The 16,201-nt window shown below is 57.8% G+C and carries 17 protein-coding genes; 1 reads left to right on the forward strand and 16 read right to left on the reverse strand.

Features of this window, described 5'->3' with window-relative positions:
* Positions 1–34: 34 nt before the first annotated feature.
* The 13 genes from ACNA0J_RS10920 to ACNA0J_RS10980 are packed head-to-tail and all read right to left on the reverse strand — an operon-like array spanning position 35 to position 8,933.
* Positions 35–1,093: an EscU/YscU/HrcU family type III secretion system export apparatus switch protein gene (locus ACNA0J_RS10920; RefSeq protein WP_415818884.1), complete on the reverse strand. Its 1,059-nt coding sequence runs from the start codon at positions 1,091–1,093 to the stop codon at positions 35–37.
* A complete protein-coding gene (gene sctT / locus ACNA0J_RS10925) occupies positions 1,090–1,923 on the reverse strand; it encodes a type III secretion system export apparatus subunit SctT (protein ID WP_415818885.1) in 834 nt (277 codons plus the stop codon). Before sctT ends, ACNA0J_RS10920 begins: the two co-directional genes overlap by 4 nt.
* Positions 1,911–2,180 carry an EscS/YscS/HrcS family type III secretion system export apparatus protein gene (locus tag ACNA0J_RS10930; RefSeq protein ID WP_415818886.1) on the reverse strand — a complete coding sequence of 90 codons (270 nt, stop codon included), beginning with the start codon at positions 2,178–2,180 and terminating at the stop codon, positions 1,911–1,913. Before ACNA0J_RS10930 ends, sctT begins: the two co-directional genes overlap by 13 nt.
* Before the next feature lie 6 nt (positions 2,181–2,186).
* On the reverse strand, positions 2,187–2,843 hold the full coding sequence (gene sctR / locus ACNA0J_RS10935) for a type III secretion system export apparatus subunit SctR (RefSeq protein ID WP_415818887.1): 657 nt from the start codon (positions 2,841–2,843) through the stop codon (positions 2,187–2,189).
* The gene (sctQ, locus tag ACNA0J_RS10940; protein ID WP_415818888.1) at positions 2,836–3,882 is read right to left on the reverse strand and encodes a type III secretion system cytoplasmic ring protein SctQ; all 1,047 of its coding nucleotides are present in this window, start codon (positions 3,880–3,882) and stop codon (positions 2,836–2,838) included. Before sctQ ends, sctR begins: the two co-directional genes overlap by 8 nt.
* A complete protein-coding gene (locus ACNA0J_RS10945) occupies positions 3,872–4,354 on the reverse strand; it encodes a hypothetical protein (RefSeq protein WP_415818889.1) in 483 nt (160 codons plus the stop codon). The genes sctQ and ACNA0J_RS10945 overlap by 11 nt, the downstream gene beginning before the upstream one ends.
* Positions 4,351–5,658, reverse strand: a complete 1,308-nt coding sequence (locus ACNA0J_RS10950; RefSeq protein ID WP_415818890.1) for a FliI/YscN family ATPase — start codon at positions 5,656–5,658, stop codon at positions 4,351–4,353. Before ACNA0J_RS10950 ends, ACNA0J_RS10945 begins: the two co-directional genes overlap by 4 nt.
* A 35-nt stretch (positions 5,659–5,693) precedes the next feature.
* Positions 5,694–6,293, reverse strand: a complete 600-nt coding sequence (locus ACNA0J_RS10955; RefSeq protein ID WP_415818891.1) for an HrpE/YscL family type III secretion apparatus protein — start codon at positions 6,291–6,293, stop codon at positions 5,694–5,696.
* Entirely contained in the window at positions 6,290–6,955 is a 666-nt protein-coding gene (locus tag ACNA0J_RS10960; RefSeq protein ID WP_415818892.1) for a hypothetical protein, read from the reverse strand. The genes ACNA0J_RS10955 and ACNA0J_RS10960 overlap by 4 nt, the downstream gene beginning before the upstream one ends.
* Positions 6,948–7,736 carry a type III secretion system inner membrane ring lipoprotein SctJ gene (gene sctJ / locus ACNA0J_RS10965; protein ID WP_415818893.1) on the reverse strand — a complete coding sequence of 263 codons (789 nt, stop codon included), beginning with the start codon at positions 7,734–7,736 and terminating at the stop codon, positions 6,948–6,950. Before sctJ ends, ACNA0J_RS10960 begins: the two co-directional genes overlap by 8 nt.
* The gene (locus tag ACNA0J_RS10970) at positions 7,737–8,141 is read right to left on the reverse strand and encodes a hypothetical protein (protein WP_415818894.1); all 405 of its coding nucleotides are present in this window, start codon (positions 8,139–8,141) and stop codon (positions 7,737–7,739) included.
* Between the two features lie 28 nt (positions 8,142–8,169).
* Entirely contained in the window at positions 8,170–8,379 is a 210-nt protein-coding gene (locus tag ACNA0J_RS10975) for a hypothetical protein (RefSeq protein ID WP_415818895.1), read from the reverse strand.
* Positions 8,380–8,426: 47 nt separating this feature from the next.
* Positions 8,427–8,933 carry a hypothetical protein gene (locus ACNA0J_RS10980; protein WP_415818896.1) on the reverse strand — a complete coding sequence of 169 codons (507 nt, stop codon included), beginning with the start codon at positions 8,931–8,933 and terminating at the stop codon, positions 8,427–8,429.
* 336 nt (positions 8,934–9,269) lie between these two features.
* Between ACNA0J_RS10980 and ACNA0J_RS10985 the strand changes: the two genes are divergently transcribed.
* Positions 9,270–11,204 (forward strand): DKNYY domain-containing protein, encoded by a 1,935-nt coding sequence (locus ACNA0J_RS10985; protein WP_415818897.1) that lies wholly within the window; start codon positions 9,270–9,272, stop codon positions 11,202–11,204.
* A 46-nt stretch (positions 11,205–11,250) separates the two neighbouring features.
* On the opposite strand, the gene ACNA0J_RS10990 is transcribed toward ACNA0J_RS10985, so the two are convergent.
* The 3 genes from ACNA0J_RS10990 to ACNA0J_RS11000 form a co-directional block, all read right to left on the reverse strand.
* Positions 11,251–12,159 carry a Bug family tripartite tricarboxylate transporter substrate binding protein gene (locus ACNA0J_RS10990; RefSeq protein WP_415818898.1) on the reverse strand — a complete coding sequence of 303 codons (909 nt, stop codon included), beginning with the start codon at positions 12,157–12,159 and terminating at the stop codon, positions 11,251–11,253.
* Positions 12,160–12,266: 107 nt separating this feature from the next.
* Positions 12,267–14,000 (reverse strand): hydantoinase B/oxoprolinase family protein, encoded by a 1,734-nt coding sequence (locus ACNA0J_RS10995; protein ID WP_415818899.1) that lies wholly within the window; start codon positions 13,998–14,000, stop codon positions 12,267–12,269.
* 21 nt (positions 14,001–14,021) lie between these two features.
* Entirely contained in the window at positions 14,022–16,055 is a 2,034-nt protein-coding gene (locus ACNA0J_RS11000; protein WP_415818900.1) for a hydantoinase/oxoprolinase family protein, read from the reverse strand.
* Between the last annotated feature and the right edge of the window lie 146 nt (positions 16,056–16,201).

Below are 16,201 nucleotides of genomic sequence, written 5' to 3' on the forward strand. Positions count from 1 at the left end.
CAGACTGCCTTTCGTGTTGGGGATGGCATATGCGTCATATCAAGCCCTCTTTGACCAGGATCCTCGCCACACGATCAAAGAACTGCTCTGGCAAGGCTTCTCCTACTGCGGTCCGCCGCGTAATTTCCCTGGCCAGGGCCGGATCGTATATATACGGCATGCTGTATCTGTTCTCCGCAGTCCATATCTGCGATGACGCTTCCGGTGCAGCAACATACACAACGACGGGCACCTTGGTTTCTCCGCGGCGATAACGCAACCCTACCGTCCAGGCATTGTCTGCACCGACAAGTATCGAAGCCATATGCGCCCCGCGAGCTGATGACGAGCTCTGCAGTGCGTTGCGCTGCCGCGTGCGCTCCTTGCGGATTTCCGGGGAACCATCGGTATCTTTCCGCTCGCGCTTGAGTTCACTATGCGACATGCGCATATCTCGTGCAAAAAGCCATCGCTGCAACAGCAAATCAATCAATCCCGTCACGAAGAACGCCAGAATCGCCGTGATCGAAAGGGGAATAAACAGCTGCCTGAACGACATATAGATGCATTGTCGGCCGCAGGAAGGTGCGCCAAATAAATAGGGCAGGCTTGTCTTGTAGACCAGGATGAAGGCGGCGCCCAGCACCAGCACTTTGAATAGCGATTTCAGAAATTCGACCAGATTACGCGCGCTGAATAGGCGCTTGAACCCTTCGACGGGGTTCAAACGCTTGAAATCAGGTTTGACTGGATCTACCGAAAATATAAATCCCTTCAAGATCACCAGATTGCCAAGCACAACGACAAAGACAACAATAATCAATATGGGAAACGTAGCCGTCATGAGCACGTCCAGTGCCTTTGCAACGAGAGTAGGCCATACCTGCGCAAACACCTGGTGCCGATCCCCCAACGCATCCGAGATCTCTTGAAACAGCGATCTGACACGCGCCGCGATCTGCGGCGCGGAGAACCCCAGATAAATCGTACATACCAACACGACCAGCGCCGTGATCATGTCCTGGCTCTTGGGCGCCTGGCCTTTCCTGCGCGAGTCCTGGATTTTCTTTTGTGATCCGGGCTGTGATTTCTCTTCGCTGCTATCGCCGCTCATGGATGCACCACGTCCTGGGCAACCCAATCGGAAACGCTCGTCACCGTATCGAGAGCGGTCAACATATCCGGTATCAGAAACGCCATGTACAACACCATCAACACCACGAATAGCAGATTCTTGACCGGCATGGACAAGTCGAACACATGCAAACTGGGTGCCATCCGGGACAAGTAAGCCAGCAACAGATCCGCTACCAGAATGGCCACCATCAAGGGTGCAACCATCAGTACCGCCAACGCAAGGACGTGATCAAGCAGCCCGAGGACTGCCAGTCCCGTCCCCTCTTGAAGTGCCGGGAACAACTCGCCAACGGGCCAAATGGCATAGCTGTCATAGATACCGCGCAACAACACGAACAGACCGTTCGACAGGAAGAACAGCGCAATAACCAAAATACTGAACAACGTGGCGGTGACACTGGACTCGGTGGCAGACATCGGATCCAGCAGTTGCGACATGGTGGAGCCGCGCTGCAGATCAATCAGTTCACCGGCCGCCTCCGCAGCCCAAATGGGAACGCCATAGACGGCGCCCAGGAGCATGCCGACAATCATCTCCACCCCGAGCATCCCGACGAATGCGAGCGGCGAGTGTGACGTCTCAGCGGTCACCAGCGGCAACAGCATGGGAACCGCCGGCAGCGAAAACACCAGGGCGACCACCGACCGCAGCAGCCCCGTCATGCCGAGGCGATTAAAGACCGGTGAAATCAGCACCACCCCCAAACACCGGGCCATAGCGAGAGACGCCGCCGTCAATACTGGATACGCAACCTCTACCCAGATCGATACCCAACTGGAGATCGGAGAAACCGCTAGCGCGTCCACAGAGGGAAACCAGTCAGCAGTTGATCCGCGAAACTGGACACCTGTCCCGCCAGCATAGGCACCCCGACGATCAAGGCAAGCAAGACGGCCACCAGTTTGACCGCCTGCGGCAGTGTCTGATCCTGAATCTGTGTCAAGGCTTGCAGCAAGCCCACGCCAAAACCTATCAAAATGGCAATGAGCAGCGCCGGCGCCGATAATAGCAGTACGGTCATCAACGCCTTGTTCATGATGGAAATGATCAGCGTCTTGTCCATGCGGGATCACCCCCCATAACTCGAAATAAGTCCGTGCATCAGTTTCGACCAGCCGTCGACCACGACGAACAAGAAAATCTTCAATGGCACGGAGATCAACGTCGGCGATACCATCATCATCCCCATCGCCATGAGCAGATTCGATACGATCAAATCGATGATCAGGAACGGGATATAGAGCAAGAACCCAATCTCAAAGGCACGAGCCAGCTCCGAGCCGACAAAGGCCGGCACCAGAACCACAAGATCGTCGTCTTTCAGGTTATGGCGGGCCTGCTCGGACCAGAGCCCATCGGTCGCATTGAGAAAAAACTCGCGCTCTTCGAGCGTCGCATACTTGGCCAAGTGTGCCTGCAACGGGATACGCACTCGTTCGGCGATGTCTTTCAAGTCCTGGACGGAGTTCAGCTGTATCTGCGTGTCCTGGAACTGATATCCGATTTCGCCTATCAGCGGCGCTGTCACATAGCTGGCGAGGATCAGGGCGATACCGTATAGCACCAGGTTCGGTGGCGTCTGCTGTACTCCGAGCGCATTACGGATCAGAAACAGCACAACGGAGATTTTCAGAAAGCCCGTCATCGTCACGATGATCAACGGCAGCAGACCAACCGTCGCGACCAGCAGAATAATCAGCGCGAGATTCGGCGAGCTCTCAGCCATTCGATTTCGCCAGCCTGGTCACTCTCACACCCAGCGTGTCGTCCAGGCGGACCAATTCCCCCTGTCCGATTTTCAACCCGTTCGCGATCAGATCCACAGCTTGCTGCGCGCGCCGTTCCATGGGCAGCACGGCTCCCGGCTTCAGGGACTTCAACTCGGCTATCGTCAAAGATATCCGGCCGACCTCGCACACCAATTGAACATTCATGTGCTCGAACATATCGTCGCCAATACTATTCACCTGCTCATTGACCGTGCTCACAGAGACCTCTCTTCTTTCATCCACATACCAACCGTTGGTGACGACGTAATGGTTGCCATCGATCCGGACATCGGACTGCTGACCAGAAGGCAGCACCAGTTGCAATGCGTCCAGCGGTTTACACAACAGCACAACATCGCCGTACGCCAACGATTCCAACTGATGCAGCGGCAGCGCCTGATGTCCGGCCTGAAGGCTCGCAACGAAAGGCACGCGTTGCCATAATGCGTCGCACTCGTCCTCTTTTTTTCGAGGCAGGACCGCCAACAACGATTGAGGCAGATCCAACCATATGCAGGTTTTTTCCGACGCGTCTGCGGCGCGCAATGTCAACGCCAGGCGTGCACCGCGGTCCATGCCGGAGCACGCCGACGGCGCCTCGACGATAGGATCCCCCTCGAATGCCATACTCAATTGATTGAACAGGCCCGATAGCAGCCAGCGCAGCAGAAACTCCGTCAATGGCAGACCTGTGCATGACCATCCATCCTGTTCGGGCGCTGACAACCCTGCTTTGACACATAGGGCATTCAGCCAGCCACCATCGACATGCAACCGGCCTTGGCCTCGTTTCCACGTGAGGCTTACGCTGCATGACGGGGGCAGTGCCGTATCAAGGGCGCGACTCACACGGCATGACAGGTTCTGGCCCAATACGGGGAAATCCGTTAATGCCCAGGTATCGCCCGTCCCCGTCAATGCGGCGCAGGACTTGTCATAGACGGGCAGCGACGGCCAGAGCGCCCTGATCTGCTGAGTGTTGCCATCATCCAGCATGTCGAGCTCCGCGCATGTCGTCCTGGATCATCTCCGCACGCAGCGCATCGCGCTTCGCGCGCTGCCGGCCTTCATCGTTTACGAACTGCCCCCAGCTTTCCAGTTTGCGCAGAGCCGTGATATGGCGATCGACAATCTCTTCCCAACGTGCGATGGCCTCGCGCAATGCCGCCAAGAGGCCCTGCAGATGATGTTCTGCCTGCTCGACATGCTCAGCATCCGCCTCGTCCTGTACAGACACCGACAAAAGATCGATGTGATCAAACGACCCGCTGAGCAACACTTGCCATCGTTTGTCTTGCCGCCCCTTGATTTCATGCGCCAAACGTTCGGCACGCAGGCGTGCCTGCTGCACGTCTTGTTCGAGTTGCGCGCATCGATGCGCATGCTGACGACGCAATATCGACATCCGCTCTTCTCGCCGGGCACGTACTTCTTTCAGCGCCATCAGGTCGTTTACGTCCAGACTCAACTGATCAACCCTCGCAGTTGGCGTTCGGTCTCGGCAAACGTAGAAATGGAATCCCTATCCTGCCGCAGAAAGCGCTCGATCGCTTCGTGGCGCTCAATAGCGCGATCCGTCTCTGGCTCAGTGCCTGGCACATACTCACCCAGGCGCATCAACAGTTCGATCTGAGCGTAGCGTGCCATCAGCTCACGCACTTGCGCAGCAGCCTTTGAATGATTACTGGAGACGATTTTCTCCATCAACCGGCTACGGCTTTTCAGGATATCGATCGCGGGAAAACGATTGCGGCGCGCCAGCTGCGCATCCAATACGATGTGGCCGTCCACGATAGACGTCACTTCTTCGGCAATGGGATCGGCCTCGCCTTCGCTTTCTGTCAGAACCGTGTAGATCCCCGTGATGCTGCCCACTCGGCCCGGCCCCGCGCGCTCCATCAGATCCGGTAATGCAGCAAATACCGAAGGCGGATAACCGCGGCGCGTCGGAGGCTCTCCTGCGGCCAGGCCGATTTCCCGCCAGGCACGTGCGTAACGCGTCACACTATCGACCAAAAGCAGTACATGCTTTCCCAAATCGCGAAAGTACTCGGCCACACTGGTTGCCGTTGCTGCCGCTTTGACCCGTTCCATGGCCGGCCGGTCCGATGTTGCCACCACCGTAACCGTACGTGATCGGGTCTGCGCTGTCATGGCATCCTCGACCCACTCCCTCACCTCGCGCCCGCGCTCGCCGATCAAGGCAAGGACGATCACGTCTGCTTTGGCCCCCGCCAACATGGACGCCAGCAATGAGGATTTGCCAGCTCCGGCTTCGCCCTGAATACTGATACGCTGCCCTTGACCCACCGTCAGCATGCCGTCGATCGCCCTCACCCCTAGAAAGAACGGTCGCTGAATCCGTCTGCGATGAATGGCAGGCGGCGCGGGCACATCGACGGGACGCAGTTCAAGCTCGCTCGAATGGATGGGCGAGCGAGCATCCAGGCTGCGGCCAAAAGCATCGATGACCCCGCCCAGCAGGCCGTGTCCCACAGCTATATGAAATTCACGGCCCGTTCGGAGCACCGGGCTGCCGGCACTGATCCCGTTCACGTTGGCCATCGGCGCCAGCCATGCATGCTCGCTCTCAAAGCCGACGACTTCCACAGGGATGCTCTGCCCTCGATCGGATAACGGCTCGATATGACCGTACTCGCCCAGACGAGCGCCTGGCAACCAGGCCCGGATAGTCTGCCCTCGTACTTCCAGCACCTTGCCTTGATATGGCCGGCTATCGGCGTGCTCAATGGCGGCCTTGAGGGCAGCCATCGGATCGCGTTCTGCTGTTATCGCAACGGCCGCGGTCACAGTTCGGTTCCCTCCGCAGGAGACACCGTTCGAAAAATCCGCTCCCACTGGGTCTGAGCGCTCAGTTCGATGGTGCCTAACGGCGTTTCCAGAAAACACATTGAGCCTTGCAGGATGCCGTCTTCGACCAGGCAGATCTTGTATTTATCTGCAAGCGCACCGCGCTCGCGCAACGCGTCAGCGAACCCTGGCGGTACGCGCAGCGTGACTTTCAGGGGTCCGCGCAGACCCTGCATGGCATTGGCTGCGACACGTTCGATCAGGTCAATATCATCCAGACTCCCCAGAATCTTGCGCACAGCGGCATCGACCACCTGTATCAGCTGCGGCGTCAGACACTGCAGGTAGTCATCGCGCGCCCGGGTAATCTCCAGTGCGAGACGGGCGGCGTCTTCCAGCCCCGCTTGCCGGCCGTCGTCGTATCCCTGCTGCCGTGCTTGCTCTTGCACTTGCTGTGCGTCGATCGCTGCCTGCTGCATCGTCACTGCAGCGTCCCGTTTTGCCCGCTCGAGGAACTGCTCACCCTCGCGCCAAGCCGCGACGCTTTCGGCGCGCAGAATGGGGATTTCGATTTCGGGCTTTCTCTGAATGCTCATGCGGCCTCCGGCGTTATGGCAACAAGCGCGCTCAGACGAAGCAACAGACGTTTTCCGTACGGATGATCCAGTTGCCGGACATGGGGCGTGACCTCGTCGCCTGGCGCGTTCTTGAGCCCGGCCCACGCCAAGAGGCCGGGATCCAAATCATTTCGCCAGGCCTCCAATATCTCTTGGCCTGTACGCTGTATCCAGGACGGCCATGCCAATGGCTCATCAGGCGTCGCGCTAGATTGGGGAACCCTTTCTGCCTCTATAGACTCCGCCAAGCCTAGCTCTACCCAATGCCACCAAGCTCTGCCCAAGCGCTGTTCGATTTGCCTCAAAACAGGACCACGCACCTCGCGTGCCAGACTCCGCGACCAATACATCAAGCCGCAGGCAGCTGCGGCATCTCGCCATGCCTCGGCACTCAACGCCATCAAGGCCGCATCATGCGACGCAGGCTGCAAGACCGATAAGGGCGGTAATGCATACTGTTGCTGCAGCAGCCTGACAAGTAGTGTGCGTTCACGCTGTTGCCCAACGGCGGTCCAAAACGCTGCTTCGTCCAGCATGCGAAGCGGCCGCAGACAGTCCGCGATGTAATCGGCATGCACCCCCGGCAATGGGTCGTCCTGAAAATCCTTCCAGGGCCGGCTCACGATAGTGGAATCAGCCATTGCCGGGAGATTGACGATAGGTGCGGACTGATCGTAATGAGCGGCGGGCTCTCCACCACGTCGCAACAGCGGCCAACCCCGCGATAAGCAAGACCATCAAGACCGCCAGCTGCGTCAGTTTTCCTGCGCTTTGCTCAGGAATCGAAATGCCCATCCACGTGGTCATTCTCGGTATATCTGAGCCAGCCTGCGCCGGTGCTGCGATGGGAATGACAGAGACGCGCTCGTAATCCAGGCCGGAAATACTGCCCGCGACCAGCGACTTTATCTTGGGGATTAGCGGCTCGATGTCCACACCGGCGTCATATCGCACAAACACGGCCGCCGAGGCTGCTCTGTTCGTGCGGCGTCTTGCATCGTCATCGGGCAGATCCACATGTACGCGTGCCGTACGAATGCCATCGACCTGCGACACCGTGTTCGAGAGTTCCTGGCTCATGGCGTATACGAATTGCGCCCGTTCCTGCGTCGGCGAAGCCACTAACCCGTTGCTCTTGAATACATCTCCCAGCGATGCAAAGTGCGCCTCTGGCAATCCTGACGCCTCCAGGATCTGCACCGCCGTGGCGAACTGACTCTCGTCAACGGTGACCGTCAGGCTGCCGTCCTTGGCCGCTTTCCGTCCCGCCTGCACACCATGCTTCGAAAGCTCCGAGATCATCTGATTGGCCTGGCGCTCGTCCAGGCCCGAATACAGGTCCGCCTGACAGGCTTGCAGCACCACGACACTGAAAAGCACCACGGCCACACGCATCGTGCAGCGCCAGAGCCGTTTGTACACTTACTGTCCTCGCAACAATGTGTTAACTGCGCCCGAGACTTGCGTGGCACTGCGCACGACCACCTGCGTCTCGATCGAGTAATCGAACATCACACTCAAAGATTGCAGGACAGTCATCACGCGTGGGTCAGTACGCTCGGCGCCGGTATTCATGGTCCGAAGCGAATCGCTGTAAACAGGATCGCCGCTGGACATCTGCTTGACGCGTTCGGAAAACGACCTGGTGCGTTCCAGATAGCTGTCCAGATGCCCAGACAATGCTTGGCCAACCTGCCCCAGATCGGTGAGATGTCTGTCACGGGCGAGCTCGGCCATCGCCTCAAATAGATTCTGCGAGACAGGACTCACGCTGTCAGTAGGGAGTACCGCGTTCGGCGTAACGCCAAGATGACTGGGCAATTCCATCGCGTTTCGTATGACGGCAGTTGCCGGATTATTCGTCGGACGTCGCTTCGCTGAGGATCTCGTTCATACGCGGCGACACGATGGTCTGCATCAGGAACCCGACGCCTTGTTCGATCACCTGATCCAACGCCTCGGACGATTCGGGATCTTCCTTGGCGTTTTTCACGGCGTCATCAAATGCTGCATCGTTAGTCACCGGCTCGGTAATCGATGAACTATCTACGGGGGTAATCGACATCGCCTTACTCCTTTAATCAATCTCGGGCCCATGGCCCCAAGCAAAACTCAACGAGGCACCACGACATGCTGGCCGCCCGATGCACCGCGAAACACCGTTACGCCCATGCCGCTACCTCGTGCGGCAGGAGGAGACGGCTTTGTGGAGATTACGGAAGCCACGCGCTCACGAAATTCGGCAGGCCCCGTCACAATCAAACTACGTGACGCATCATCCACCGTAACGCTGACACCCTCTCCTTTTTGAGACCACAGCTTGGCGATCTCTGCGCGCCGTTGCGCACCGAGATGCGCTGCCTCCAACCACTGCGTGACACTCTCCTGTTGCGTGGTGACAAACAACGTACCCTTATCCAGATACCAGACGAGATCATGCGCAGCCGCCAAACGGTGCATGAAAGTCGCTACCGTGCCGTCGTGCTGCGCACCCGCGCGAACAACGCCGCCGACCTTATCCGAGATCACCGCAGGGATGCCCAGATTGCGCCGCAATTCACGCAGAACCTCTTTCAGATCCTGCTCGACGACGACATAGGGATATGCGCTCTGCAGCACGGCATCTTCACTTTCCGGTGCCGCCCACACTGGCCACGATACAAACCATAAACCGATTGACGCTGCGGCCATCAAGCCGCAAAGATCCCGCCATGATCGTGCTGGCACCCGCACTTCTCTCTCCAACTGGTTGAAACGATTATCACGACTCATAATGACAAGTACATTGCATTTTGTGCCGAGCTTGACCGTCAATGTGACAACTCGTGACTCGAACCGTCAACGAGAGTTGGCAGCGAAACCAAGTATGCTCGTTGATTAGCGTACTCTTGATGAATGTCGAGGGCCGGCACGGAGGGGATCAACATCAACAGACAAAGCAAAGGATGAGGCAAATTGAAGAAAACAGAGCTGACCGAATTCTTTCCGCTCGCCTATGCACACTGGTATGCCGCCAGTCTCTTTAGAGACGCCGGATATCCACGCGCAGAAATACTGTCATTGCTCGGCATTGATGCTGTGCGTTTAAAGCAGTGCAACGAGCGTTATCGGCAGCTGCACTTTGCCAACACCGGCTGGGTGACGGGCGCTTACCAGCGCGACGGGCTTGCCGAACCGGAACAGGACAGCAGGCTGTTCGACCATCTGATGGCACACGGAGGCATCTCGCTGCCCTCACTCCAACCAGGGCCTTTCAGCATGCGCCGCGCGCTCACCGCCCTGAGGCAGGCAATCCATGGCAATCCGCACATCGGCCCCTTTGCAAACGTGGATTGGACGGCGCACTACATTTGCGAGCGGCGTTTCCCGACCATTCGCTATGTCCATAATGGCAGCCACGTCTATGTCGATGGCGCGCCGATCTCGGACCGCAAGGGCACCGCGCTTGACGGTGTGAATCCGTTGACTTTCCGGCAGCTTGGCGACCGGTGGTTTTGCGACGACCAGCGTGTCTACGGTCAGGGCGAAACGCCCACGAAGCTATTCTGGTTTGTCGCCCGCGGCGCCGATCCTGACAGCTTCGCCGTACTGAACGAGCGCTATGGCGCCGACAAAGCTGCGGCCTACTACATCACCAACCGCCGCTTGCCGACCGAGGAACCCGGCACATTCGAAATCGTCAGCTACTACTATGGACGCGGACAAAAGCCCGGCATCCACGTCGATGAAAGCCACTATGCAAAAGACAGCCGCAAGGTTTATGCATATGGCATGGCGATAGATGGCGCGGATGCATCGACGTTCCATTCCATTGGCGATGAGGGCATGTATTTCGCGGACAAGCGTCATATCTATTGGGAAAACGAACCCATCCTCGACGCCGATAGGGAGAGCTTTACCTGCGCCTCGGAGGCCGGTCAGTATTGCGCCTATGACAAAGACCGGCCCTATTACGCTGGAAAACCTCAATCCGTCTCGGGCGAATTCAAACACTGGAAAGAATATTTCGAGGCCCACCCCGAGATCGCTGATAGCTGGTGGCATCGGGAAAAGACCAGACGCGAAGCATCGCCATCCTCTACCGACCAACCGGTATCGGTAGGTGGTCCTTATTTCAGTGATGGCAACAGAATCCTGGTGAGACCGCTGCGCCCTCGTGACGGGGAATGGGTATCGCTTGATCACATCGACCACGACAGTTTCCGCCATATCGCCGATGTCTTCGGCGAGGACCGGCACGGTCTGCGTTATTTCATTCCAGGCCTTGAACGCTATGGACGCGAGCCTGTAAGGGGAGCAAATGCGGCGAGCTTCGAAAAGGCCGACGGCCCTTGGTTCAGGGACAAAGGACAGGCTTATTATCTCGACAGCAATGCACCGATGCCCGAGTTTTTCATCGTCAAGGCCGATATGAAGAGCTTCGAGGTGTTAGGCGACAGCTACGCCCGCGATGCAAAGGGGTTGATCGTGGAAGGCGTGCGCAAGCGTGGCATTGACGACCCTTCAGCAGTACACGCCCTCGGGCATTCATTCGCGCGCCTGGGGGATACCCTGCTCTATCGCGGCAAGCCCGTCACCAAACCCGGCAAGGTCGATCCCGCCAGCGCACGCGGCGTCCACGACCAGCTGTTGATCGACGCACATGGCCACATGCTGTTCGGGGGGAGCTATCGCAAGCCTATCGCGGGTATCGATCCCTCGACGCTGCAATTTCTGAACCGAGTTTTTGCAGCGGATGCGTGCCGTGTGTATGCGATCACGGACAATGGGCTATTGCTGTGTGAAGGAATCGACCGAGAACAGGTTCAAACAATGGGAAACTACGCGGTGCGAGTAGCAGATACGAAGTTCCATGTTTCCGGCGGCAGGCTCGAGCGAACTGCTTTGTGACGACTTGTCCGCTCACTGCCGCGTCCAGTAATAGCCTCCAGGGCGCTCACTCCAGCTTGATATTGGCCTTTCTGACCACCTGCCCCCACTTTTCGTTCTCGAGCTGGACCCGTTTTGCAAAGATAGCCGGATCACTGGCGACAATCTGAAAACCCGATTCATTGAAAATGCGGCGACGCGCGGGTTCGGTCATTACCTTGCGACTATCCTCGGCAATTCTCTGGACGATCTCGGCCGGCGTATTCTGTGGAGCAAACAATGCGAACCAAACGTTCGTCTCGAACCCGGGATATCCCAGTTCGGCTACCGTCGGCACATCGGGCAAGAGAGGCTGTCGTTGCGCGCTGGTCACCGCCAATGCGCGTAAACGCCCTGCCTGGATATGTGGAAGACTCGTCATAATGACGTCGAACATCGAATCCAAACGGCCCGCCAGCAAGTCATTCATCGACAGAGCAGATCCCTTATAAGGGATACCCAGTAACTGGATACCGGCCTGCGACATGAATAGCTCCATTGCCATATGGGTGGTGGCTCCCACGCCGCCGCCAAAGGTCAATTCGCCCGGATGGCCTTTCGCATAGGTCACGAATTCTTCCAAAGAACGGAACGGAGACGAAGGCGGCACCGACAATACCTGGGCAATGGAGACCAGCTCAGTGATTGGAACAAAAGCGCGCTCAGCGTCGTAGGGCATCTGCGAAACAATGTGGGGCAACACGCATTGCGTGGTCTGTGTGCCGAACAGCAAGGTGTATCCATCGGGCTTGGACTCAGCGACCACCCGCGATCCGATCAAACCACTCGCCCCGTCGCGATTTTCGATGACCACGGGCTGTTGCCAGAGTTTGCTCAAACCTTCGGCCAGGGAACGGGCGATCTGATCAGTCGAGCCGCCGGCCGAGAAAGGAACGACTATCCTGACAGGACGAGCCGGATAGTCCGTCTGAGCCATCGATGGGCTCGTTGTAATCAAGATGAGCCCAATGCCTGCAACGAGCCATGTCGCACACCGCGACATGACTGAACAGATCTTTTTCATTTCATCCCCTTGAGATGTGATTATTGAAAAGCCAAAGCCTTGCTGGTCAGATCCTCACCATACAGTTGACGCGCGGTGTCTGTAGAGACCAAACCGTCCAATAGGTCAGCGGCCAGGGCTTGGTACGACCGTAATGCGGGATCACCAAATCCGGCTCCCCCAGGGGTCTGAATGCGAACGGTCTCACCTTTTGCCAGGACGAGATGCCTCACCTTGGACGACAAGATTTCTTCGTTATCCCGGCCAGGGTTGCGCAACAACGTGCCACGCCCGCCCTCACAACCGCCCTCTGCCCCGACAGCCCCTTGTACATGACTGTCCGAGCGTGCCGAGAAAATCGTGTCATCCTGCAGCGCTCGAACTTCGCGCACGATTCCCAGACCTCCGCGATGACGGCCGGCACCACCAGAGTCAACGGCGAATCCGTAATATTCGACGCGCAAGGGAAATTCATGCTCGAGTATCTCCGTCGGTAAATTGCGGGAGTTGGTGATATGTACATGGATACCGTCCATGCCGTCGGCAGTATCGCTGGCCCCCGCTCCACCGCCGAGCGTCTCACCGCAGAGATAAATGCCACCGCTATTGGGATGGACACCAGAGAACGAAATCGTCGGCATGGTATCCATGCTTGAAGCGATCGATCTTTCGCGCGGCACCAGTCCTCGAAACGCGCCGATGATGGCACCGGCAAGGCGCTGACACGTAATCGTGCGCGCACCGCACGCTGCGGGTGATCGGGGATTGACGATGGACCCTTCGGGTGCCCGGATAACGATGGCGTCGGCCATCCCCCGGTTCGCCATGAGATCAGGATCCAGCATCGCCTTTACGCAGTAGTACACCGTCGCACGCAACGCGCTTTCCGATACATTGAGACCTCCGCGCGATTGCGCGCCGCTGCCCGCCAAATCAACGACCAGCTGCTTACCGTCTTTGTAGACCGCAGCGGTCAACGGCACACGGTCGCCCTGGCCGGTGCCATCATCATCGAGCCAGGTGGTAAAGGCCATGCTGCCTTGTGGCAGCGCAGCGATGCGATACTCGGTCCGTCGCAGGGTATACAGCAACAAGTCATCCACGGCGCGCTGGAAGCCGGTGACGCCTCCCATACGGCGGATCAGTGTCTGAGCGGCAATCGATCCTTTTTCATTGGTGGCGATCTGAACACGCAGATCGAGCGCACGCTCCTCCGGCAGCCGGGAGTTCAGCGCGATCATCCCGATAAGATCATCATCGACCTGATGAGCCCGTGCGACACGAATGATAGGAATCCGCAGCCCTTCTTCATAGATACTGCGTGCACTCGCGGATGTCGATCCGGGCACCACACCTCCCACATCGGAGTGGTGCCCGATATTGGCAGCGAAGGCCGCCAGCAAGCCATCGACAAAAACAGGCGTAATAATGGAAATATCGGGTAGGTGTGTTCCGCCTGCGGCGTAGGGGTCGTTGCACACATACACGTCGCCTTCGTGGATTTCGGTCACCGACCACCTGTCCAGCACGGCCTCGACGGATCCCATCAGTGACCCCAGGTGCACGGGGATATGCGTGCCCTGCGCGATCAAGCGTCCGCAGCGATCGAACATACCGACAGAAAAATCTCTACGCTCCTTGATCTGCGGCGAGAACGAAGCGCGCATGATGTTGCTCGCCATCGACTCAGTGATGGCAAGGAGACGGTTGGTGAATACCTCGACAGCAATAGGATCGAAGTCCCGTTCCGGCGAAACAGCATGTTGTTGGCTCATGAATATGCTCCCTATAACGTTCTAGCTTCGAATGAGGATATTTCCGAGCAGGTCAATCACTGCGGATTGACCAGGGAGCACGACCGTGGTGGAGCTCATCTCCTCAATGATGACGGGGCCCGCCAATGCCATACCGGCGGGTAACGAATCACGCCGATAAACCGTGGTCATCAACCAACCCGTGTCGCCGCCAAAATATACTCGCCGCTGATCCCATGAGGGCGCCGTCGCCGGCTGTGTGGGATTCGATAGACTGTCCTTGGCAACCAGACCAACGGCCTGTACTCGACAGTTGACGATTTCGATGACGCGCCCCGGATTGTCGTGACCGTGCTGAGCGCGATGCGCCTGATGAAATGCCTCGACGAACCCTTGCATATTGCCGTCACGCTCGGCGTCCACCAGGACTCGGATATCGTGGGTTTGGCCGCGGTAACGGCCGTCTATATGGAAATGGAATCGACGACTAGCCCGCGGAACATCCTCCTGTGCCAACCACGCGTCGCCCTCCTGTTGCATGTCCTGCAAAACACGTCCCACAGTAAGCCAGGTATCTCCGTTCAAAGGAACCAACTGCGTTCGCACAAAATCGCGGCTGACATCAGCCAGCAGAATGCCACGTGCACACAGCGTACCCGGCTCTTTCGGTACCAACACCTGGCCGATCCCACACTCCTGTGCCACTTCTACAGCATGGAGCGGACCTGCACCACCAAATGCGAACAACGTGAAATCTGCCGGATCGTAACCGTGCTCGGTCGAGACGGCGCGGATGGCGCGGCTCATATTTGCCGTCGCAATTTTCAAAATCCCATGGGCGGCCTCTTCCACACTCAATCCCAAAGGCCGTGCAATCCGCTCATCAATGACAGCTACCGCCCGACTTCGATCCACCGTCATACGTCCGTCGAGCAACCGCTCTGGGTTGAGCCGGCCCAGGACGATATTCGCATCCGTGAGCGTGACCTCCTCTCCACCTTTCCCGAACGCGACGGGTCCAGGCACCGCACCAGCGCTCCTGGGGCCGACTTTCAGAGCCCCGACATCGTCGAGTTGTGCAATGCTGCCACCTCCGGCACCGACGACATGGATATCGATCATTGGCATTTTTACGGGATGCCCAGCTACCAGTCGGTCCGAAGTGAAACTGGGATGGCCGCCCGTAATGAGCGACACGTCGGTACTGGTGCCCCCAACGTCAAACGTAATGATCTCCGATATTCCCGCGGCCGCGCCAATCACCGTAGAGCCGACAACGCCTGCTGCGGGGCCGGACAGGCAGGTGAGGACCGGCAGATTTTCCACCGTTTTCAACGGCATCAAACCGCCGTTGGAATGGAATGTCAGCGGCTCAACGCCCACGCCGACGTCGTTAAGTCGAGTGCGTAAACGATCCAGGTAAGTTTGCATGCGAGGTGCAACGTATGCATTGAGCACGGTCGTCGACGTTCGTTCAAACTCCCGGAATTCAGGCAACACTTCATAAGAGATGCTGACGTGCAGCTGCGGCGCCACCTGCTGGATCACGCGACGCGCTTGCTCTTCATGAACGGGATTGCGGTAGGAGTGGAGAAACGCCACCGCAATGGATTGCACGCCATCGGCTACTAATTTTCTGACCTGCTCAGCCAATAACTCCTCATCCAGCTCCCGCAGCAGATCACCGCTGGCGGCAAGGCGCTCGTCTACCTCCACACGATGACGCCGCTGAACGAGCGGTTCAGGCTTGTGAACAGCATGGTCGTATAGCGCGGGGCGCGTCTGGCGCCCGATTGCCAGGACATCGCGAAAACCTTTGGTTGTCACCAAGCCGGTTGTTACGCCCCGGCGTTCAATCACCATATTGGTCGCCACCGTAGTGCCATGCCCGAAATACGCGACATCGCGTGGCTCAACTGAAAAGCGCTCCAGCATTTCGCGTGCGCCCTGCGCAATCGCTATCGACGGATCCGCAGGAGACGATGGCACTTTGAAATAACACAATGACCCCGTCTCGCTATCGGCCATCACGAAATCCGTGAACGTGCCACCCACATCAATACCTATCCGAACCATGCCTTTTCCGATTCAATGAACGTCGATGTGTGAATCTTGGCGCGCCTGCCATTCATAAACAACTGCACAAATCATTGGACGCACATAATTAAATGTTATGCTTTCCCAGGCAAGGCTCTTCATCCGTGGCGTCCTTTTCAAAGTGC

This window comes from Bordetella tumbae (genome assembly GCF_965139195.1).
GTDB classification, from domain to species: Bacteria; Pseudomonadota; Gammaproteobacteria; order Burkholderiales; family Burkholderiaceae_B; genus Bordetella_A; species Bordetella_A tumbae.